Here is a 19315-nt window from a genome sequence, read left to right as displayed (position 1 = left end):
GATGGCGGGCAGCGCCAGCTCGACGGTACGCAGGCCGCCGTCCACCTCGCGGGTAACCACAGCCTTGTCGCCTTCGACCCTGACCGCAGAGGCGAAGGTGCCCTGGGGGCGGCCGGTCAATGCGGCCAGCATCTGCCCGGTCTGGTTGTTGTCGGAGTCGATCGACTGCTTGCCGAGGATGATCAAGCCCGGTTGCTCCGCTTCCACTACCTTGGCCAGCAGCTTGGCCAGGTTCAGCGGTTCCGGCATCGCCTCGGTGTCGATCTGGATGGCACGGTCGGCGCCGAGCGCCAGCGCCGTGCGTAGTTGCTCCTGCACCGCTTTCGGACCGATGGACACGACCACCACCTCGCTGGCGACACCGGCCTCTTTGAGGCGGATCGCCTCCTCGACAGCGATCTCGCAGAAGGGGTTCAGGGCCATCTTGACGTTGGCCAGGTCCACATCGGAGTTATCGGCCTTGACGCGCACCTTGACGTTGTAGTCGATGACGCGTTTGACGCTTACCAGCACTTTCATCTGACATTACCCCCAAAAAAAGACTGCAAATCTGTTCGTTATTAATTGTTTTTTATAGTGTTTGAATCGGTGCCGGATAACAGCGCGATCACCTCCCGCGGGATCGGCTTCGGCTTTGCCTTGTCCGGATGTTGTCCCAACCAGACCCGGGTTTCCCAACACTCGATGGCCAGTTGGCCGTCCGCTTTGAACAGTTGGTGATGGATGTTAAAGCTGCTTTTGCCGAATCCGGTCGCCTGAGTCTTGATCTGCACCTCCTCGCCATAGCGCGAGGGGATGCTGAACTTCGCCCGGGTATCCACCATCGGAAAGCCGACGATGTCATAACGCTCGTGCAGGTCGAATTTCTCCAGCCCAGCGGTGCGGAACAGGTGTCCGGTGGATGCATCGAAGAACGCGAAATAGCGCGGGTAGAACACGATCCCCGCGGGATCGCAGTCACCCCACTCGATCATCACCTTGCGTTCGCTGACCAGCATACTGCCTGCCTCTTGCCTGACCTTATCAAGCTGCCTTAGCTGCCCAGTATCAGCACATCCGCAGAGGGCTGTTCGCTATAGAGGTCCTTAACCAGCTCGGCCCTGTTCTTCAGTACCGCGCGCTGGTTGATGGAGTTTTTGTCGGTCACCTCGCCCAGGTCGATGGAGAGTGGCTCGTCCATCAGCCGCATACGGCAGATCTTGGTTGAGCTGCCGGTGCTGGTCTTGGCCATCTCGTCCAGCAAGCGCTGGAAGGTCTCCCGCAGATGCGGAGCGCGCAGCAGTTCCGGCGTCGACATCTCCGCACTGTTCGGTACCAGGGTGCGGCAGTGGTCCAGATCCGGGATCACGATGGCGGATACATAGCTGTTATCGTGTCCGGCGATCACCACGTCCTGCACGTAGGGCGCGAAGAAGTGGATGATATGCGCCTTGAGCGCACCGACGCTGACCCAGGTGCCGGTGTTGAGCTTGAAGTCTTCCGACACCCGGCCGTCGAAACGGAAGCCGCGGTTGGGCTGCTCGGGGTCGATATATTTGACTGCATCACCGAGGCAGTAGAAGCCCTCTTCGTCATACGCCTTGGCGGTCTGCTCCGGTGCACGCCAGTATCCGGGGGTGACGTTGACGCCGCGGATACGCGCCTCCAGCTTGTCACCATTGGGTACCAGCTTCATCTCGACTCCCGGCAGCGGGGTGCCGACCACGCCCGAGGCGGACTCCTCGATCGAGGCGAACAGGGCGGACGGCGCGGTTTCGGTGGCACCCAGGCCAGTGATCATCGGGATCTTCTTGCCGGTGTACTCGATCGCCAATGCGTCCAGCTCATCCCAGATATGCTGGGAGAGACCGGCGGCGGCAAACAGCGTCAGCTTCAAGCGGGAGAAAAAGGTTTTCGCGATATCGGGACGCTCGCGCAGACGCTTGACCAGCAACTCGTAACCGCTGGGTACGTTGAGGTACACGGTCGGTGCCACATCGGCCAGGTTGTTCAGGGTGATATCGAAGGCACGTTCGGTCGGTTTGCCGTGGTCGATGTAGAGACTGCCGCCGTTGTAGAGCACGATGCCGACGTTGTGGTTACCGCCGAAGGTGTGGTTCCAGGGCAGCCAGTCGACCAGCACCGGCGGCTCCTCCTTCAGGAACGCCATCATGCCGTTGATCATCACCTGGTTGGCGCACATCATGCGCTGGTTGATGATCACCGCCTTGGGCATGCCGGTGGAGCCGGAGGTGAACATGAACTTGGCGATGGTATCGCCGTTGATCATGGCGCGGGCGCGATCCGTATCCGCGTTCGGCTCGGTGCCGAGCAGTTCGTTGAACCGGGTCACCGGATTGTTCAGGTTGTCGTCGCCGTGATCGGTGGACAGCGCCACCAGCGGCAGACCGCCGGCAACGGTATCGATGGCATCGCGGTAGGGGCCCAGATTATCGACGAACACCAGACCGGGGGTTAGCAGCTCGAACACGTGGCGCAGCTTGCCGAAATCGGTGGAGATCAGCGAATAGGCGGTGGAGATCGGCGCGTAGGGTACACCGATATACATCGCGGCCAGGGCGAGCAGCAGATGTTCGTTGCTGTTGCCGGAGAGGCAGACCAGCGGGCGCTCGGTGCTGAGCTCCTGCTTCAGTAGCCAGGTGGCAATGGCGCGAACCTTGGCCAGGGCCTGGCTGTAGGTGATCTCATCCCAGTGTCCATCTTCGGAACGCTGCGCGACGAAGACGCGATCCGGCGCCTCACCGGCCCAGTACTCCAGACGGTCGATCCAGGTTTCGGCGTAGGGATCCAGCGGCTTTTTGCAGCGTACGATCTGCTCGCCGTTGTCGCGCTTCTCGATCTCGACTTCGAGCTTGGTGACGTTTATCGAATGAAAGTCAGCTAACATGTCGGGCTTCTCCCTCGCCAGTCGACTTTTTCTAGTTGTCCCGACTGGCGATCCTGTGTGTTTTTGTTGTTCTGCCGTCTGTCCCCGGCTGGGGCTCAGACCTCAAATCGATACTGTTCAACACCCGAATCGGCCTGACTGAAGGTTGCCAGACGGGCAGGGATATTGGGAACCGAAAATGCGAAATAGAACCGCGTCAACGCCAGCAGGTTGCTGTAGTAGTCGGGATCCTGACCTTCGCGGAGTCGGGATTGCGCCAGTTGGGCGAGTTCCGCCAGCTGCCAGGCGCAGCACAGGGTACCCAGGGCTTCGAGCAGTGGAACCGCACCGGCGCTGAGCTGCAGCAGGTTGGCTGAGTCGCGATCGAGGATGCCGGGCAGACTCTGTGCGACCGCGGAGCAGGCACTGCCTAGCGCCCGGCCCAGCGCGCTCAGCGCCTCATCGCGTTGCAGTGTGTCGGCCTGACTGCTGATCTCGGCCAGCAGAGCGCCGATCGCTTCGCCGCCATCGCCCTGGATCTTGCGGAACAGCAGATCGCGGGCCTGAATACCGGTGGTGCCTTCATAGATGGTATTGATGCGGGCATCGCGCATCAGTTGGGCGACGCCAGTCTCCTCGATGAAGCCCATGCCGCCGAAGATCTGAATCGTGGTGCCGGTCATCCGATTACCGCACTCGGTGGCGAAAGCCTTGAAGATCGGCGTCAGCAGTGCCACACGGGCCTGCAGCGTTGTGCGCTCGCCAGCATCCAGTGTGAACTCGGACTTGTCGATCAGCGCCGCGATCAGGTAACCCAGCGAGCGCAGCCCCATCACCTCGGAGCGGATCGACAGCAGCATGCGGGCCACGTCCGGGTGTTGTGCAATCTTCACCCGCTGCTTGCCGGTCTGGTAGTCGCTGCCCTGGGTACGTTCGAGTGAATACTCAAGCGCACGTTGGAAACCGACCTCGCCGAAGGCGACACCCTGCAGGCCCGAGCTGAGACGGGCTTCGTTCATCAGGATGAACATGGCGGCCAGGCCTCGGTTTTCCTCGCCGATCAGCTCGCCGAAACAGTCATCCTGATCGCCGTAGCTGATCGAGCAGGTCGGGCTGCCGTGCAGACCGGTCTTGTGCTCGATGCCGGTGCAGACCACGTCGTTGGCCTCACCCAGAGAGCCGTCGGCGTTGATCCGTACCTTGGGCACGGCAAACAGAGAGATGCCGCGGCTGCCGGCCGGTGCATCCGGTGTGCGTGCCAGTACCAGGTGGATAATGTTCTCGGCCAGATCGTGCTCACCGTAGGTGATGAAGATCTTCTGCCCCTTGATCAGGTAGCGGCCATCGCCCTGGGGGATCGCCTTGGTGCTCAGTGAGCCCAGATCGGAGCCGGCATTGGGTTCGGTCAGCGACATCGCCACGGTCCACTGCCCACTGATGATCGGTTCCAGGTAGCGCGCCTTCTGCTCCTCGCTACCCATGTGCAGCAGAATTTCGCTGCCGCCCTGGGTCAGCGCGTGAAACATGACGAACGCCAGGTTGGCCGACAGCCACATCTCGTTGACCGGTTGAGCGATGAACTTGGGCAGCGACTGGCCGCCGAAATCGGTCGGCAGCGCCAACCCCATCCAGCCTGCCTCGCAGAATTGCCGGTAGGCCTCTTTCCAGCCTTTAGGGGTTCTCACCTCGCCGTTATCGAAGTGGCAGCCTTCCACATCACCGCTCTGGTTCAGCGGTGCCAGCTCGCCCTGGGCGAACTTGCTGGCTTCCTCCAGTACCGCGGCGACCAGCTCGTCATCGAACTCGGCCAGCTCCGGCAGGTCGCGAAGACCCGCCTTGGCGATCGCCTGCTGAACCAGAAGCTGCATATCTTTCAGGGGGGCCTGATAGAGACTCATGCGGTACCTCGAGATTACTTGGCGGCCATACGAATGCCGCCGTCGAGGCGGATCACTTCGCCGTTGAGCATGCGGTTCTCGATGATGTGCTGGGCCAGCGCGGCAAACTCATCCGGGTCACCCAGGCGCTGCGGGAAGGGGACGGAGGCGCCGAGTGATTGCTGAACCTCCGGCGGCAGCACATCCATCATCGGGGTCTTGAAGATGCCCGGTGCGATGGTCAGCACACGGATGCCGAAGCGGGCCAGCTCGCGGGCGATCGGCAGGGTCATGGCACAGACGCCGCCCTTGGAGGCGGAGTAGGCGGCCTGGCCGATCTGACCGTCGAAGGCGGCCACGGAGGCGGTGTTGATGATCACGCCGCGCTCGTTGTCCACGCCGGGTTCATTGTGCTGCATCCTGTCGGCGCAGATACGGATCATGTTGAAGGTGCCGAGCAGGTTTACGCGCAGGGCGCGCTCGAAGCTCGCCAGGCGGTGCGGGCCCTCACGACCGATTACGCGTTCGGCGCCCGGAATACCGGCACAGTTGACCAGGCCGCTGATCGGGCCGAAACGGTCGATGGCAGTGTCGATACTGTTCTGCACCGACTGTTCGTCGCTGATGTCGGTGGTGCAGAACTGCGCATTTTCGCCCAGGGATGCTGCGACCTGCTCACCACGCTCGGCGTTCACGTCAGCCAGGGTGACGCGGGCGCCAAGACCGTGCAGACGGCGGGCGACCGCCTCGCCGATACCTGAAGCGGCACCGGTAACGACAAAGTGGTTGTTTTCGAAATTCATCTGTTATCTCCCGTTTGGCTGCCGGCTTACTTCTTTTTACGGTTCAGGAAGGCGTCGATGCGCTCTTTCACTTCGCCGCTGGTCTGGGTCATCCCCGCGATCAGCGACTCGGTGTAGAGGCCGTCGTCCGACGACATGTTGTCGATGCGGTTCAAACCGGTGGTCATCGCCCAGTTGGAGTAACGGGAGTTGGTTGCGATGGTGGCGGCCAGCTCGCACGCTTTCTCATACGCCTTGCCCTTGGCGACGACATAGTGGGCCAGGCCCAGACGCTCACCCTCTTCGGCGTTCAGGGTACGCCCGGTCAGCATCATTTCGGTCATCCGTCCGGCGCCGATTACCCTGGCCACGTTCACTGAAGCGCCGCCGCCGACGAAGATGCCGTGGCGACCCTCGGGCAGGCGGTAGAAGGTGGTTTCGTCGGATACACGGACATGGGCGCAACTTGCCAACTCAAGACCGCCACCGATCACCGCACCGTGCATCGCCGCGACCACAGGCACACCGGAGTTGCGGATATGGCTGAACACCCGGTGCCACATGCGGGAATGCTGCACCACTTCGAACGGCTCCCGTGCGGTGTGTTCGGACAGATCGAGGCCGGAGCAGAACTCGGGGCCGTTGCCTGACAGGACGATAACATTCAAGTCGGAGGGCAGAGCGCGAAATACATCCTCGATCTCCAGGCAGAGTGCATCGTTGATCGCGTTCTTCTTCTCCGGACGGTTCAGGGTCAGGTAGCCGATGCCATCCTCTACAGAGAAGGTCAGGTGGCGGTATTCACTCATCGTAGGTCTGCCTCTTGTTATCTTGAGAGCCGAGCATGGAAAGAGGCCCGTCTGGGCGGCGCATGCTCGCTATCCAATCTTGTTTGATTTTTAATAGTTGTATATTACAACAAATATATTTGCAAATTATTTGTGAAGTTGTTTTTCGTCTGGCGGTTCGTGCAATGGGATCTGGAGGTACGTCTTAGCCAGACGCCGGCAGGTCGGGCGCGAGATGGCACAGGCGTGCGGACGCCTGCCTGTGCCTTGACCGATTAACGTTCGCTGACGCGGATCACCACCGCCATGCCCTGGTCGCCACCGGCACAGCCGGTGAACAGGCCGTAGCCGCCGCCGATCAGCACCAGCTCCTCGATCAGTTCGATCACGGCACGCATGCCGGTCGGGCCCTGCGGATGGCCCCAGATCATCGAACTGCCGTAGTTGTTCATCTGCATCACGTCGACACCGGTGGCTTTGGCAAAGGCGACATCGTTGACGGCAAAGGGGTTGTGGGTCTTGATCGCCTTGACCCGGTTGTAGTCGATGCCGGCCATCTTCAGCGCATTGGCAGCGGCCCCGATCGGCGCCGCCGGCATATGGGCGAGCTCGGTGCGCGACTGGCCGAAACCGCAGAGGTTGATGCGGATGGCGCTGTCACGACTCAGCTCGCGCGCCTTGTCCGCGGTGGCGAGGATCACCGAGGCGTTGCCATCGGCCGGATGGGTCATGTTGCCGAAGGTGGTGACACCGCCTTCGATAACCGGATTGAGTTTGGCCAGCCCGTCGGCGGTGGTCGGGAACACCCCCTCGTCGCCGGTCAGGACACAGGCCTCCTTCCTGAACGCGGCGTTGGGCACGCTGAAGGGCAGGGTCATGTAGCGCTTCTGGAACGCCTGATCATCCTTCAGCGCATCCTGGTACTGCTCGAAGCGGCGCAGGGCTACGACATCCAGCTCCTCCCGGGTGATATCGAATTTTTTCGCCACGTTTTCGCTGGTCTGGATCATCGAGTGACCGGCGATGGCGTCGTTCATCATGTTGTAGGTCACCTGGTCTTCGGACTGACCATAACCGCCCGGCCCGTTGGGTGCCGGGTAGTAGATATGGGCGCCGTTGGAGCAGCGGTCGGCAGTCAGCAGTAGTGAGGTTTCAGCCATGCCAAGGGCGACTTCCGAGGCGGCGGCGAACAGGCCGCGTGCACCGGTGGCGCACACTTGGCTCAGCATGTGACCGGGTGTGTTCACTGCGCCCAGCTCATACAGGGGCAGGGGGGCGCCGTAGAACGACTGGTACTGGGCGTTGGTCATGCCCAATACACCGGAGTCGAAGAGGGTCGGGTCGATATCACGCTTGGCAAGTTCGCTCTTCGCCACCCAGGCGGCGAACTTCATCGCGTGCAGGTGCTGCAGGCTGCCCTGCCATTTGGTAAATGGGGTCGACCAGTAGGCACCGTAAGGGATCTCTACATTGTTCAGGGACATGGGGTGTTTCTCCCTCGGTTATCAGTTGTTGTCTGTTTTGACCGGTTACTGGTCGGCGTTCATGATCTGTTTCAGGCCGCCCCAGCTCTGCTGGAACAGCTCGATCGGCATCTCGCGCAGGTCGTCGGCGATCTGCGGACGGAAATCCATCGCCGCGAGCACATCGCGCTCAAGATCCAGCCCCGGTGCGATCTCGATCAGGGTTATGCCCTCGTCACGCAGTTCAAACACCGCGCGCTCGGTGACATAGACCACCGGCTGGCCATTCTGGCGGGCGATATCGCCACTGAAGGTGATCTGGTCCACCGCTTCGACGAACTTCTTGGCCTTGCCCTCCTGCAATACCTTGACGCCGTTTTCGCTGAACTCCAGCTTGGCACCGGCGGTCAGCGTGCCGCAGAACACCACCTTTTTGGCGCTCTGGGTGATATTGATGAAGCCACCGGGGCCGACCACCTTGGGGCCGAATTTGCTCACGTTCAGGTTACCCCTGGTGTCGGCCTGCGCCAGGCCGAGGAAGGCGATATCGAGACCGCCACCGTCGTAGAAGTCGAACTGGGCGTGATGGTCGATGATCGCATCGGCATTCCAGGCCGCGCCGAAGTCACCGCCGGAGGCGGGGATGCCGCCGTAGGTGCCGAGCTCGGTGGTCAGGGTGAACTGCTTGACCACCCCCTCTTCGGCGGCTACCGAAGCGATACCGTCGGGTACGCCAATGCCCAGGTTAACCAGGGTATTCGGACGAAGCTCCATGGCGGCGCGACGGGCGATCAGCTTGCGCTCGCTGAACGGCATCGGCGGGATGGCGCCCAGCGGTGCGCGCGTGTTGCCGGCCAGGGCCGGGTTGTACAGGGTGGTGATGGTCTGCATGTGGTTTTCCGGCTGCGCGACGACCACGTAGTCGACCAGCGCACCCGGAATTTTGACCTGTTTCGGATGCAGGGAGTGTGCCTCGGCCAGGTATTTGACCTGGGCGATCACGATGCCGCCGGTATTGTGGGCCGCCTGTGCCATCGGCAGCGCTTCGCTGATCTGCGCCTCCTCCTCGACGGTGAGGTTGCCGTTCTCATCGGCAGTGGTGGCGCGGATGATCGCCACATCCACCGGGAAACTCTTGTACAGCAGCCACTCCTCGTTCTCGATCTCGATCAGTTTGACCAGATCCTCGGTGGTCTTGTCGGTGACCTTGCCGCCGGAGATGCGCGGATCGACAAAGGTGCCCATGCCAACCTTGGTGATAACCCCCGGCTTGTGTCCGGCGATCTGTCGCCAGAGTGTCGCCAGTACACCCTGAGGCAGCAGGTAGGCTTCAATCAGGTTGTCGGCCACCATCTGCGCCATCTTCGGTGCCTGGCCGGTATGTCCGGAGATCAGGCGTTTGACCAGGCCGGGGTAGGCCAGGTGCGACATGCCCGCATCCTTGCCATCGCCGCAGCCACAGTCATGCACCGGGGTGATGCCTTGGGGTGAACCGGTTTCGACAAAACGCTTTTCCAGCGACTTGGCAATCTCTTCGGCGAAGTAGGACATGCCGATGGTGGTCCAGGCAACGGTATCGCCATCCTTGATCAAGGCGGCAGCCTGGTCTGCGGTAATCACTTTGCTCATCGATGTGTACACCCTTTTATTCTCTGGGACAGGGACAGCCGTGGCAGGTTGGGGCGGTTAGCTGTCTTTGATTGTTGGTTTATATATTTAATTGTTTAGCATATCAACAGTAATGACAATGAATTTATTTGCACTGCACCGGCCCAGGCCGCTGACGCGGTTCCAGATTAGGGATAATTGATGGTAATTATAAAAGTTGTGGTGATATACAGTTGTGGTGTGTTATTTAAAGTGGATAAGAATAAATCGACGACTGAAGACAATGGGTATGGCCGTGGTTACTGATGAACAGAGGAAGCAGGAGGTGGCCGAGATCGATTTCGGCACGCTGCATGAACTGACCGGATACTGGTTGCGCTCGGCGCAGATCAACACCTACCGCAACGTAAGACATTTCTTTTTCGATGAGTTCGAGATGACGCCTGGCCTGTTCGGGGTGCTGGAGATTGTTGATCGCAATCCCGGCCTGACCCAGACGCTGGTCGCCAACGCCATGGGCAACGATCGTTCGGCGATGGTTGCGATTATCGATCGGCTGGAAAAGCGGGGGCTCATCGAGCGCCGCCCCTCGCCGGTGGACCGCAGATCGAAGGCGCTTTACATGACGGCTCAGGGCAAAACCTTCCAGGCACAGGTTCGCGAACGGGCGCTTGAACATAATCGAGATTTCTTCGCCGTGCTGTCGCCACAGGAGCATCGGCAGTTCGTCGACATGCTCAAGCGCCTGGCTGCAAACAGCGGCGAGAGCCGAGTGCAGAACGAGTAGTGGGAAAAGTAAAAAATTGATAGCGACATATGTTGTTCTGGTAAACAATATGTGCCATAAATATTACCAGCAAGTGAGCGGCGGACTCCCAACAGCCACTGACTGCAGGCGTTACCTATCCGATAAAACAATAACAAGGTGCTGAATATGCGTATAAAAACTCTCGTAGCAGCTGTGTCACTGTCGGTCGCAGGGGTTACTCTCTCCACTGGCAGCTGGGCGGCTGATCCGGAATTTACTTTCAAGCTGCACCATATGTTGCCGCCGATGTCGACGGCACATGCCAAGTTCCTGACCCCCTGGGCCGAGAAGGTTGAACAAGACTCGGGCGGCCGCATCCATATCGATGTCTATCCCGCCATGCAGCTCGGCGGCAAGCCGCCCCAGCTGTTCGATCAGGCGCGCAAGGGCATAGCCGATATCACCTGGACCGTTACCGGCTATACGCCAGGCCGTTTCCCCATCTCCACCGTGTTCGAACTGCCGTTCATGCCGGCCAGTGCCAAAACCACCAGCATGGCGATGCAGGAGTTCGCCGAGAAAGAGATGGCGGATGAGCTGAAAGATGTCCACCTGCTGGCTGTACACACCCATTCGCCGGGCTCTCTGAACTCCCGCGACAAACAGATCAAGACCGCTGCGGATATCGATGGCACCAAACTGCGCGCGCCGAACAAGGTAATGGCGGATGCGTTCTCCGTATTCGATGCCAACCCGGTATTCATGCCGGTGACGCAGATGCCGAGCGCACTCTCCAAAGGCGTCCTCGATATCGCCGTTCTGCCGTTCGAGGTGGTGGCGCCGCTTAAGATCCACGAGCTGGTCAAATACCACACCGAGATCAAGGGCGAGCGTGGTCTGTACGTCAACACCTTCCTGTTCACCATGAACAAGGATGCCTACGAGTCGCTGCCGGCGGACCTGCAGAAGGTGATCGACGACAACTCCGGTATCGAATTGGCCGGCCATATCGGAGAGCTGTTCGACGAGGGCGAGAAGATCGGTCGCGATGCGGCGGTGAAGCAGGGCAACACTTTCTACACCCTGCCCGACAGCGAGCGCGATGCGTGGAAGCAGGCGATGCAACCGATCACCGATGCCTGGATTCAGGACATGACCTCTGAAGGCTACGATGGTCAGCGTCTGTACGACGAGGCCAATGAGCTGATCAGCAAATACGCGAAACTCAACGGGGAATCCTGAGCGCCATGAACCTGGATCAATCTACTTGCCAGACGGCTGTCGGCAGGGGGTTGGCATGGTTATCCCGCCAGTTCGCATTGGCGGGAGGTTTCATCATGCTAGCACTGGCCTTCATGACCGTTGTCAGCATCATCGGTCGAAGCACTATCGGCGTCTCTGTGGAGGGTGATTACGAACTCGTTGAAGCCGGGTTGGGTATAGCTGTTTTTCTGTTCCTACCCGAGTGTTACGTGAAGCAGGGGCATGTGGTGGTCGATCTGTTCACGGCCCATTGCCGATTGGTCACGATCAGGCGCCTGGAAGCGATAAGTGACCTGCTGTTTACCCTGGTGGCGGTTGTACTGGTGTGGCGGATGAGCCTCAGCGGCCTGGAGGCATACGATTACATGGAGCAGTCGATGATCCTTGAGCTGCCGCTGTGGTGGGTATACGCCGTGGGCATTCTGTCACTGGTCGTGATGGGTCTGTGCAGTCTGAATAACTTGTATATCTATCTGTTCCGGAGGCTGGTGCGATGAGTGATGTTCAACTGGCTTTCGCTATGATGGCACTGCTGCTGGTGCTGATGGGGATTCGCATCCCGATCGCGCTGTCGATGCTTGGCTGCGGTGCGCTGGGCTACACCCTGCTTGCCGGTATGCCGTCGCTGCTGGAGTATCTTGGCACCGCACCGGTCGACAAATTTTCCACCTATGATCTGTCCGTCGTGCCGCTGTTTATCCTGATGGGCGAACTGGCGACGCGGGCGGGGATCACCGCCGAGCTGTTCCGCACCTGCAACACCTGGATCGGCCAGATGAAAGGTGGCCTGGCGATGGCCGCCGTGGCCGGATGCGCAGCGTTCGGCGCGATCTGTGGCTCCTCCCTGGCAACCGCCTCGACCATGGGCAAGGTGGCCCTGCCGGAGATGAAACGGCTGAACTACGCCGGCGGACTCTCGGCCGGGTCGCTGGCGGCCGGTGGCACGCTGGGTATTCTGATTCCGCCGTCGATGGTGTTGATCATCTTTGCGGTGTTGACCGAGCAGAATATCGCCAAGATGTTCATCGCCGCTTTTGTGCCGGGCTTTCTGGCCGCGTTTGGCTACATGCTGGCCATCGCGATCTACGTCAGGCTGTTCCCCAAGGCGGGACCGTGCGGTGAGAAAACCAGCTGGAGCGCGAAGATCCGCTCCACCAAGGATGTCTGGCATATCACGCTGATCTTCTTGATCGTGCTTGGTGGTATCTACCTCGGCTTCTTCACCCCGAATGAAGCGGCTGCTGTCGGTGTGGTGCTGACCGCAATACTGGCGTTTACCCATGGTCGCATGAAGTTAGCCGATTTCCGCGAGGCGATGATCCGTACCGCGATCTCCAGCGCGATGATCTTCTTCATCGTGTTCGGTGCCGACCTGTTCAGTGTGTTTATTGCGCTGTCACAGCTGCCGGCGGCGGGTGTCGAGTTTATCGAGAACTCCGGCTGGTCGCCCTACACCGTGCTGATCCTGATGTTGCTCACCTACCTGGTGATGGGCTGCTTCCTGGATAGCCTGGCGATGATCCTGCTGACCATTCCTATCTACTTCCCGATGATCATCGCCATGGATTTCGGTTTCCCGGCGGACGATGTGGGTATCTGGTTCGGAATTTTGGCCCTGGTCGTGGTTGAGGTCGGTTTGATCACGCCGCCGGTGGGGATGAACGTCTTTATCATCAAGTCGTTCGACAACTCACTGACCCTGGGCGAGTGCTTCCGCGGGGTGGTGCCCTTCCTGATGTCGGATATCGTCCGTGTCGGGCTACTGGTGGCCTTCCCGTCGATAACACTGGCGCTGGTACACCTGCTGGGATAAGCCAGTCTCGGGTCAAACCTTTGCAACAAGCCTTGTGTCGCCTTTGGGGAGCCTTCGTGCTCCCCTATTTTTATGTACAGGATGTACGGTACCCCGCGGGCGCAGGGATGCGCAGGAGCGGGGATGGCAGGATGTACGGTACCCCGCGGGCGCAGGGAGGCTTGCAGTAAACAAATAGGGTTGTATGAAAAAATTATATGTTTAAAATTCTAATTGTTTAGTTTTTAAATATAGTGTTTTTTTGCCTTTTCTGGCGGTGGAGGTTTGATGGACGGTTCTACAGGACCAGCGGACGAAATCAGTTTCGGCGTTCTTGGCGAGATGCTTGGTTACCGTCTAAGGCGTGCACAGCTCACATTTTTCAACAACTTCTCGACCGCCTGCTCCGACCTGGGCGTCAGTCCGGGCCTGTTCGGTGTGCTGGTGATCGCCAAGGAGAATCCGGGTCTCACGCAAACCGCGGTTGCCCAGGCGCTGGGCAACGATCGTTCCGCCATGGTGGCGGCGGTCGACCGTTTGGAGAAGCTGGATCTGATCGAGCGCCGGCCCTCGAAAAAGGATCGGCGCTCCTATGCGCTCTATCTAACCGAGCATGGCCAGCAGTTCTACCAGAAGCTGGTGGATCGCGTAGCGGCACATGAGGATAAGTTGTGTGAGCGTTTGCAGCCTGGTGAAAAAGAGTTGCTGCTCGAGATCCTCTCACGCTTCTCTTCCTAGCCTCAAGACAAAGCCTCTCCTTTTGTCTTGGTTGTAGCGGTACTGGCCCGGGTATCCGTTACAACCTGTCGCTTGTAGTCAGTCGATATCTTCTCTGCCGTGACTCTTTTGCAGGGCGTCGAGGAAGCGGCGCACCAATCGGGTCGGCGAGGGCGACTTGCGGTACAGTGCGGCGAACTCGCAATAATAGTCGAACCGGCTCTGCTCGATCTGGCGCATGTCGCCCAAGGCCACGAACGGGGCGGCATAATGATCGGGCAAATAGCCGATATAGGCCCCTGATCGGATCAGTGTGGCGATCCCCTCCTGGTCGTTGGCGACCGCACTTTTCTCCAGGCCGTGCTTGCGTCCGGTCTCCATGTTTGGGCTGTGGAAGCTCAACCCGGCGTAGCGCTGAGCGCGTATCTCGTCGCTGGTGGCGGTCGCTGCATGGTCGAACAGGGGGTGCCCCTTGCCGCAGTAAAGGTGCATGTTTTCGCCAAACAGCGGAATATATTTGAGGCTGGAGGAGGGGCGGTGGGTCGGAATGATACCCACATGGTAGCGTCCATCCAGTACCCCTTTTTCAATCTGGTTGACCGGCACCACGTGGATATCGATCTGCACCTCCGGTGCACTGGCGGTAAAGGTGGCGATCGCATCGGGTACATGGCACTCCGGGTTGCTGACGGTTTTATCGAACATGGCGATCGACAGCTGGCCCTGCAGCGTGCGGTGCATATCATTGACCTGGTGACGGAAGTCCTCAATGGAGGTGATCAGGCGCTGGGCGTATTCATAGATCTGTACCCCCTCCTGGGTCATCGAGAAGCCGCCCCGACCGCGTCGGCACAGGGTCAGCCCAAGGCGGATCTCCAGATCCTTCAGGTGGCGGCTGATGGTGGAGCGGCCAATGTTCAACTCCAGCTCGGCGGCGCTCAGTCCGCCGGCTTCGACCACCGCCATGAACACCCGCAGCAGACGGATATCGGCGTCGGACAGATTACCCAGCAGTGCGCGCATATGGCCCCCGTTTTAGTTTCATAAAAATGCAAGTAAGTTTCGATTAATTGTAATTTATCAAACATAGTGCCTGGCCTAAAGTGCATCGCAACCAAGCTCAACAACATCAACATTTGATTGAATGAGTACTGCGATGAACCAAGCCGAATCCGCCGGGCTGACCCAGGCTCAGCTCGATGCCTACTGGATGCCTTACACCTCCAACCGCGAGTTCAAGGCCAACCCCCGCATTATCACCAGCGCTGAGGGCGCCTACCTGATCGATGCCGAGGGGCGCAGGATCCTCGACGGCCTGTCGGGTCTGTGGACCTGCGGTGCCGGACATAACCGCCCGGAGATCGCCGAAGCGGTAGCGAAACAGCTACGGACGCTGGATTACGCCCCGGCGTTCCAGTACGGCCACCCGCTGGCGTTTCAACTGGCGGAGAAGGTTGCCTCGCTGGCCCCGGAGGGGATGAACAAGGTGTTCTTCACCAACTCCGGTTCCGAGTCCGCCGACACCTCGACCAAGATCGCCCGTGCCTACTGGCGGCAGAAGGGGGAGGCGACCAAAACCCGTATCATCGGCCGCGCCAAGGGCTATCACGGTGCCAGCTGGGGCGGCATCAGCTTCGGCGGCATCGGCGGCAACCGCAAGCTCTGGGGCCAGGCGATGGAGTCGGATCACCTGAACCACACCTGGCGTCCGGAGATGGCGTTCACCAAGGGGATGCCGGAGCAGGGCGCCGATCTGGCCAATGAACTCGAGGATCTGGTGGCGCTGCATGACGCCTCCAATATCGCCGCGGTCATCGTCGAGCCGTTCTCCGGCTCGGCCGGTGTCATCATCCCGCCGGTGGGCTATCTGAAGCGCCTGCGCGAGATCTGTGACAAGCACCGTATCCTGCTGATTTTCGACGAGGTGATCACCGGCTTCGGCCGCGCCGGTGCCATGTTCGGTGCCGACGCCTTCGGTGTGGTGCCGGACATGATCAACGTGGCCAAGCAGATCACCAACGGTGCCATCCCGATGGGGGCGGTGATCGTCAAGGACGAGATCCATGACACCTTCATGGAAGCGGGCGGTGCCCACTACAACGTGGAGCTGCCGCACGGTTACACCTACTCCGGTCACCCGGTGGCTTGCGCGGCGGCTCTGGCAGCGCTGGAGCTGCTGGAACGGGATCAGCTGATACCGCGGGTTGCCGAGATGTCACCGATCTTCGAGGAGAAGGTGCACAGCCTGAAGGGCTGCAAGCATGTCACCGATATCCGCAACTACGGCTTCGCCGCTGGCCTGACCATCGCCAGCAAGCCGGGTGAACCGGCCCGCCGGCCCTGGGAGATTGCGATGGCGTGCTGGAGCAAGGGGCTGTATGTCCGTTACGGCGGTGACACCCTGCAGCTGGGCTTGCCGTTCATCATCGAGCCGGAGCAGATCGACCAGATCATCAACATCCTCGGTGATGCGCTGAACAGCGCCGACTGATCGGGTCGGCTTAGAGTTGAATTAGAGTAAAAGAATGACAGGAGACACCGCTGTGACTCAGACAGTTGGACACTTTATCGGGGGCGAAAACGTCCTGACCCAGGGCCGTACCCAGCCGATCTACAACCCCTCCACCGGCGAAGTCTGTGGCGAGGTGGAGCTGGCCAGCGTGGCCACCGTCGAGCAGGCGATCGCCAACGCCCAGGCGGCCTACCCGGCATGGCGCAACACCCCCCCGGCCAAGCGTGCCCAGGTGATGTTCCGCTTCAAGATGCTGCTGGAGCAGAAAGCCGACGAGATCTGCCAGGCGATCAGCCGCGAACACGGCAAGGTGCTGCACGATGCCGCCGGCGAGCTGCAGCGTGGTATCGAAAACGTGGAGTTTGCCTGCGGTATCCCGCAACTGCTCAAGGGTGAACACAGCAAGAATGTCGGTCCGGCGATCGACAGCTGGAGCGAGTTCCAGCCGCTGGGCGTGGTTGCCGGTATCACCCCGTTCAACTTCCCGGCCATGGTGCCGCTGTGGATGTGGCCGGCGGCGATCATGTGCGGCAACACCTTCGTGCTCAAGCCCTCCGAGCGCGACCCCTCCAGTGCGCTGATGATCGCGCAACTGGCGATGGAAGCCGGCTTGCCGGCGGGTGTGTTGAACGTGGTCAATGGCGACAAGGAAGCGGTTGATACACTGCTGCAGTCTCAGACTGTTCAGGCGGTCAGCTTCGTCGGTTCCACCCCGATTGCACACTACATCTCCGAACAGGCCGCGGCCAACGGCAAACGCTGCCAGGCGCTCGGCGGCGCCAAGAACCACTCGGTGCTGATGCCGGATGCGGATCTGGACAACGCCGTCAACGCACTGATGGGCGCAGCCTACGGTTCCTGTGGCGAGCGCTGCATGGCGATCTCCGTGGCGGTAACCGTGGGTGATGAGATCGCCGACAAACTGGTGGCCTCACTGAAGGACAAGATCGCGGGTCTGAAAGTGGGTTCCGGTCTTGATAACAGCAACGAAATGGGGCCGCTGATCACTGCTCAGGCACGTGACCGGGTCAAGGGTTACATAGATGCGGGCGTCGAGCAGGGCGCGGAGCTGGTGGTGGACGGACGCGACATTGTCGTGCCGGGGCACGAAAACGGCTTCTTCGTCGGCGCCACGCTGTTTGATCGCGTGACCGAAAACATGACCATCTACACCGACGAGATCTTCGGCCCGGTGCTGGTGGTGGTGCGCGTCGATAGCCTGCAGCAGGCGATCGACATGATCAATCGTCATGAATATGGCAACGGTACCTGTATCTTCACCCGCGACGGTGAGGCGGCACGCTATTTCTGCGATCAGATCCTGGTTGGCATGGTGGGTGTTAACGTGCCGCTGCCGGTACCGGTCTCCTACCACAGCTTCGGTGGCTGGAAGCGCTCCCTGTTCGGCGACCTGAGTGCCTACGGTCCGGATGCGATCCGTTTCTACACCCGCCGTAAGACGATCACCCAGCGCTGGCCTTCCAGCGGCGTGCGGGAGGGGGTGACCTACTCCTTCCCGAGCTGAGGGCTCCTTTTTCGAGCTGAGGGCTCCTCTTCCGAGCTGAGGGCTCTACTGATCGGCTGTTGAAAAGGCGGTATACTGCAACTGCGAACAAGATCGCGTCAGCGGTCCTTCGTAACTTCTGGACAGGGGACCTTCGGGTCCCCTTTTCCGTTATGTACAGGATGTACGGTACCCCGCGGGCGCATGGATGCGCTGGAGCGGGGTATGACAGGATGTACGGTATCCCGCCGGTCTTACCCCGCCTTTTTATGCGGTTCCGGCGAGAGCAACGGTGCGAAAGTCTCCCGCGTGGCCAGAAACTCCGGACGCGGTTTATTGCCGTTGAACGGTGCCACGACCCGGTTGCTGACGGCGTTGTAGACGAAGAACAGGTTGCTGCGCGGGCTGGCGCTGATGTTGGAGTTGGATCCGTGCATCAGGTTGCAGTCGAACAGCAATACCGATCCGGCTTTGGCCGCCGTTGAGCGCAGGCCATAGCGGTGCTGGAAACGGGTCAGCGTTTCGCTATCCGGTGTGCCGATGGTTTGCGCCTTCAGCGAGTCACGGTAGTAGTCTTCCGGGGTTTTACCGACACAGCCGATAAACTCGCGTTGTGAGCCGGGCATCACCATCAGCGCACCGTTGAACTCGGAGTTGTCGGTCAGCAGGATAGAGGCGCTCAGGGCTCGCATGCGCGGCATACCATCTTCAGCGTGCCAGGTCTCGAAATCGGAGTGCCAGTAGAACTCCTTGCCGGTGAAGCCGGGTTTGAAGTTTAGCCGTGACTGGTGGATATAGACCTCATCATCGAGAATAAAACGGGCGATATCGGCGATGCGTCGATCGGCGGCAACCTGGCTGAACAGTGTGTTATTCCGGTGGATCTGAAATACCGAGCGCAATGCGTTGCTGGCCGGCTCAGTAATCGCCGCTTCGCTGGCCAACAGCGCCTGATCCTGTTGCATCCGTTCCAGCTCGGCCAGAAACCCGTTCACCTCGGATCGGCTGAACACCTCCGGCAGTAACAGGTAACCGTCGCGCTCATACTGGCGCAGCAGCGTATCGCTGATCGGACCCAGGCCAGACTTGTTGTAGAGCACCGGATCCTGACGCTCGATCAGCAGTGGTTTTTCAATATCTCGCGACGGATAGAGATCCGTTTGCGTACTCATTTCACTCCTCCTTTCGTTCGTGCACCGGTAGCTGACCCTTGTGTCACGGGTTTGTTGGGGTGCGTGGATTGTCGGGTGTTGTGACGAGTATCATGCGGCGACATAGCGCTCCGGCTAATCCGGGTAACCCGATGTTGTCGGGAAGCGTTGCTATCTGCCGCCGTGGCGGAGTTGGGACGGCTGGATCAATCTGACAGGCGCCCATTCGGAGCACCGAAGTAGA

The 19315-nt window shown here is 60.1% G+C and carries 17 protein-coding genes; 7 read left to right on the top strand and 10 right to left on the bottom strand.

The features are described 5' to 3' along the window. The 8 genes from KQ940_RS16670 to KQ940_RS16635 form a co-directional block, all read right to left on the bottom strand. On the bottom strand, positions 1-519 hold a 519-nt coding region (locus KQ940_RS16670), incomplete at its 3' end, for an electron transfer flavoprotein subunit beta/FixA family protein (protein ID WP_217414909.1). A gap of 41 nt (positions 520-560) precedes the next feature. Next, positions 561-998, bottom strand: a complete 438-nt coding sequence (locus KQ940_RS16665; protein WP_217414908.1) for an acyl-CoA thioesterase — start codon at positions 996-998, stop codon at positions 561-563. Positions 999-1033: 35 nt separating this feature from the next. After that, a complete protein-coding gene (locus KQ940_RS16660) occupies positions 1034-2887 on the bottom strand; it encodes a feruloyl-CoA synthase (RefSeq protein ID WP_217414907.1) in 1854 nt (617 codons plus the stop codon). Positions 2888-2982: 95 nt separating this feature from the next. Beyond that, positions 2983-4764, bottom strand: a complete 1782-nt coding sequence (locus tag KQ940_RS16655; RefSeq protein ID WP_217414906.1) for an acyl-CoA dehydrogenase family protein — start codon at positions 4762-4764, stop codon at positions 2983-2985. A gap of 14 nt (positions 4765-4778) precedes the next feature. Beyond that, on the bottom strand, positions 4779-5546 hold the full coding sequence (locus tag KQ940_RS16650) for a 3-hydroxyacyl-CoA dehydrogenase (RefSeq protein ID WP_217414905.1): 768 nt from the start codon (positions 5544-5546) through the stop codon (positions 4779-4781). A 26-nt stretch (positions 5547-5572) separates the two neighbouring features. Next, on the bottom strand, positions 5573-6334 hold the full coding sequence (locus KQ940_RS16645) for a crotonase/enoyl-CoA hydratase family protein (protein WP_217414904.1): 762 nt from the start codon (positions 6332-6334) through the stop codon (positions 5573-5575). 254 nt (positions 6335-6588) lie between these two features. Then, positions 6589-7797: a thiolase family protein gene (locus KQ940_RS16640; RefSeq protein WP_217414902.1), complete on the bottom strand. Its 1209-nt coding sequence runs from the start codon at positions 7795-7797 to the stop codon at positions 6589-6591. 45 nt (positions 7798-7842) lie between these two features. After that, the gene (locus tag KQ940_RS16635; protein ID WP_217414901.1) at positions 7843-9405 is read right to left on the bottom strand and encodes an acyl CoA:acetate/3-ketoacid CoA transferase; all 1563 of its coding nucleotides are present in this window, start codon (positions 9403-9405) and stop codon (positions 7843-7845) included. A 268-nt stretch (positions 9406-9673) separates the two neighbouring features. Between KQ940_RS16635 and KQ940_RS16630 the strand changes: the two genes are divergently transcribed. The 5 genes from KQ940_RS16630 (at position 9674) to KQ940_RS16610 (ending at position 13925) form a co-directional block, all read left to right on the top strand. Then, positions 9674-10171: a MarR family winged helix-turn-helix transcriptional regulator gene (locus tag KQ940_RS16630; RefSeq protein WP_217414900.1), complete on the top strand. Its 498-nt coding sequence runs from the start codon at positions 9674-9676 to the stop codon at positions 10169-10171. Between the two features lie 147 nt (positions 10172-10318). Further along, positions 10319-11374: a TRAP transporter substrate-binding protein gene (locus tag KQ940_RS16625; RefSeq protein WP_217414899.1), complete on the top strand. Its 1056-nt coding sequence runs from the start codon at positions 10319-10321 to the stop codon at positions 11372-11374. 95 nt (positions 11375-11469) lie between these two features. Then, entirely contained in the window at positions 11470-11892 is a 423-nt protein-coding gene (locus KQ940_RS16620) for a TRAP transporter small permease (RefSeq protein ID WP_246590141.1), read from the top strand. Then, entirely contained in the window at positions 11889-13208 is a 1320-nt protein-coding gene (locus tag KQ940_RS16615) for a TRAP transporter large permease (RefSeq protein WP_217414897.1), read from the top strand. The genes KQ940_RS16620 and KQ940_RS16615 overlap by 4 nt, the downstream gene beginning before the upstream one ends. A 267-nt stretch (positions 13209-13475) precedes the next feature. After that, positions 13476-13925, top strand: a complete 450-nt coding sequence (locus tag KQ940_RS16610; protein WP_217414896.1) for a MarR family winged helix-turn-helix transcriptional regulator — start codon at positions 13476-13478, stop codon at positions 13923-13925. Between the two features lie 78 nt (positions 13926-14003). Here the strand turns inward: KQ940_RS16610 and KQ940_RS16605 are convergent, their stop codons facing one another. Then, positions 14004-14927 (bottom strand): LysR family transcriptional regulator, encoded by a 924-nt coding sequence (locus tag KQ940_RS16605; protein ID WP_217414894.1) that lies wholly within the window; start codon positions 14925-14927, stop codon positions 14004-14006. A 133-nt stretch (positions 14928-15060) separates the two neighbouring features. On the opposite strand from KQ940_RS16605, the gene aptA reads away from it, so the two are divergent. Further along, positions 15061-16395 (top strand): omega-aminotransferase AptA, encoded by a 1335-nt coding sequence (gene aptA, locus KQ940_RS16600; RefSeq protein ID WP_246590140.1) that lies wholly within the window; start codon positions 15061-15063, stop codon positions 16393-16395. A 52-nt stretch (positions 16396-16447) separates the two neighbouring features. Beyond that, complete coding sequence (locus KQ940_RS16595) at positions 16448-17941, top strand: CoA-acylating methylmalonate-semialdehyde dehydrogenase (protein ID WP_343222673.1); 1494 nt, start codon at positions 16448-16450, stop codon at positions 17939-17941. Between the two features lie 233 nt (positions 17942-18174). Here the strand turns inward: KQ940_RS16595 and thpD are convergent, their stop codons facing one another. Beyond that, positions 18175-19092: an ectoine hydroxylase gene (thpD, locus tag KQ940_RS16590; protein WP_217414890.1), complete on the bottom strand. Its 918-nt coding sequence runs from the start codon at positions 19090-19092 to the stop codon at positions 18175-18177. Between the last annotated feature and the right edge of the window lie 223 nt (positions 19093-19315).

Source organism: Marinobacterium ramblicola (assembly GCF_019084545.1).
GTDB classification, from domain to species: domain Bacteria; phylum Pseudomonadota; class Gammaproteobacteria; order Pseudomonadales; family Balneatricaceae; genus Marinobacterium_D; species Marinobacterium_D ramblicola.
The sequence above is the reverse complement of the archived record's forward strand: the minus strand, read 5'-3'. Positions and strand labels throughout refer to the sequence as shown.

What these genes read in the sequence shown, in the direction of transcription:
- KQ940_RS16610 (WP_217414896.1), top strand. Translation starts at nt 13,476, where the DNA reads ATGGACGGTTCTACAGGACCAGCGGACGAAATCAGTTTCGGCGTTCTT.
- KQ940_RS16660 (WP_217414907.1), bottom strand. Translation starts at nt 2,887, where the DNA reads ATGTTAGCTGACTTTCATTCGATAAACGTCACCAAGCTCGAAGTCGAG.
- KQ940_RS16615 (WP_217414897.1), top strand. Translation starts at nt 11,889, where the DNA reads ATGAGTGATGTTCAACTGGCTTTCGCTATGATGGCACTGCTGCTGGTG.
- KQ940_RS16645 (WP_217414904.1), bottom strand. Translation starts at nt 6,334, where the DNA reads ATGAGTGAATACCGCCACCTGACCTTCTCTGTAGAGGATGGCATCGGC.
- KQ940_RS16620 (WP_246590141.1), top strand. Translation starts at nt 11,470, where the DNA reads ATGCTAGCACTGGCCTTCATGACCGTTGTCAGCATCATCGGTCGAAGC.
- KQ940_RS16650 (WP_217414905.1), bottom strand. Translation starts at nt 5,546, where the DNA reads ATGAATTTCGAAAACAACCACTTTGTCGTTACCGGTGCCGCTTCAGGT.
- KQ940_RS16640 (WP_217414902.1), bottom strand. Translation starts at nt 7,797, where the DNA reads ATGTCCCTGAACAATGTAGAGATCCCTTACGGTGCCTACTGGTCGACC.
- KQ940_RS16630 (WP_217414900.1), top strand. Translation starts at nt 9,674, where the DNA reads ATGGCCGTGGTTACTGATGAACAGAGGAAGCAGGAGGTGGCCGAGATC.
- KQ940_RS16635 (WP_217414901.1), bottom strand. Translation starts at nt 9,405, where the DNA reads ATGAGCAAAGTGATTACCGCAGACCAGGCTGCCGCCTTGATCAAGGAT.
- thpD (WP_217414890.1), bottom strand. Translation starts at nt 19,092, where the DNA reads ATGAGTACGCAAACGGATCTCTATCCGTCGCGAGATATTGAAAAACCA.
- KQ940_RS16655 (WP_217414906.1), bottom strand. Translation starts at nt 4,764, where the DNA reads ATGAGTCTCTATCAGGCCCCCCTGAAAGATATGCAGCTTCTGGTTCAG.
- KQ940_RS16665 (WP_217414908.1), bottom strand. Translation starts at nt 998, where the DNA reads ATGCTGGTCAGCGAACGCAAGGTGATGATCGAGTGGGGTGACTGCGAT.
- aptA (WP_246590140.1), top strand. Translation starts at nt 15,061, where the DNA reads ATGAACCAAGCCGAATCCGCCGGGCTGACCCAGGCTCAGCTCGATGCC.
- KQ940_RS16625 (WP_217414899.1), top strand. Translation starts at nt 10,319, where the DNA reads ATGCGTATAAAAACTCTCGTAGCAGCTGTGTCACTGTCGGTCGCAGGG.
- KQ940_RS16605 (WP_217414894.1), bottom strand. Translation starts at nt 14,927, where the DNA reads ATGCGCGCACTGCTGGGTAATCTGTCCGACGCCGATATCCGTCTGCTG.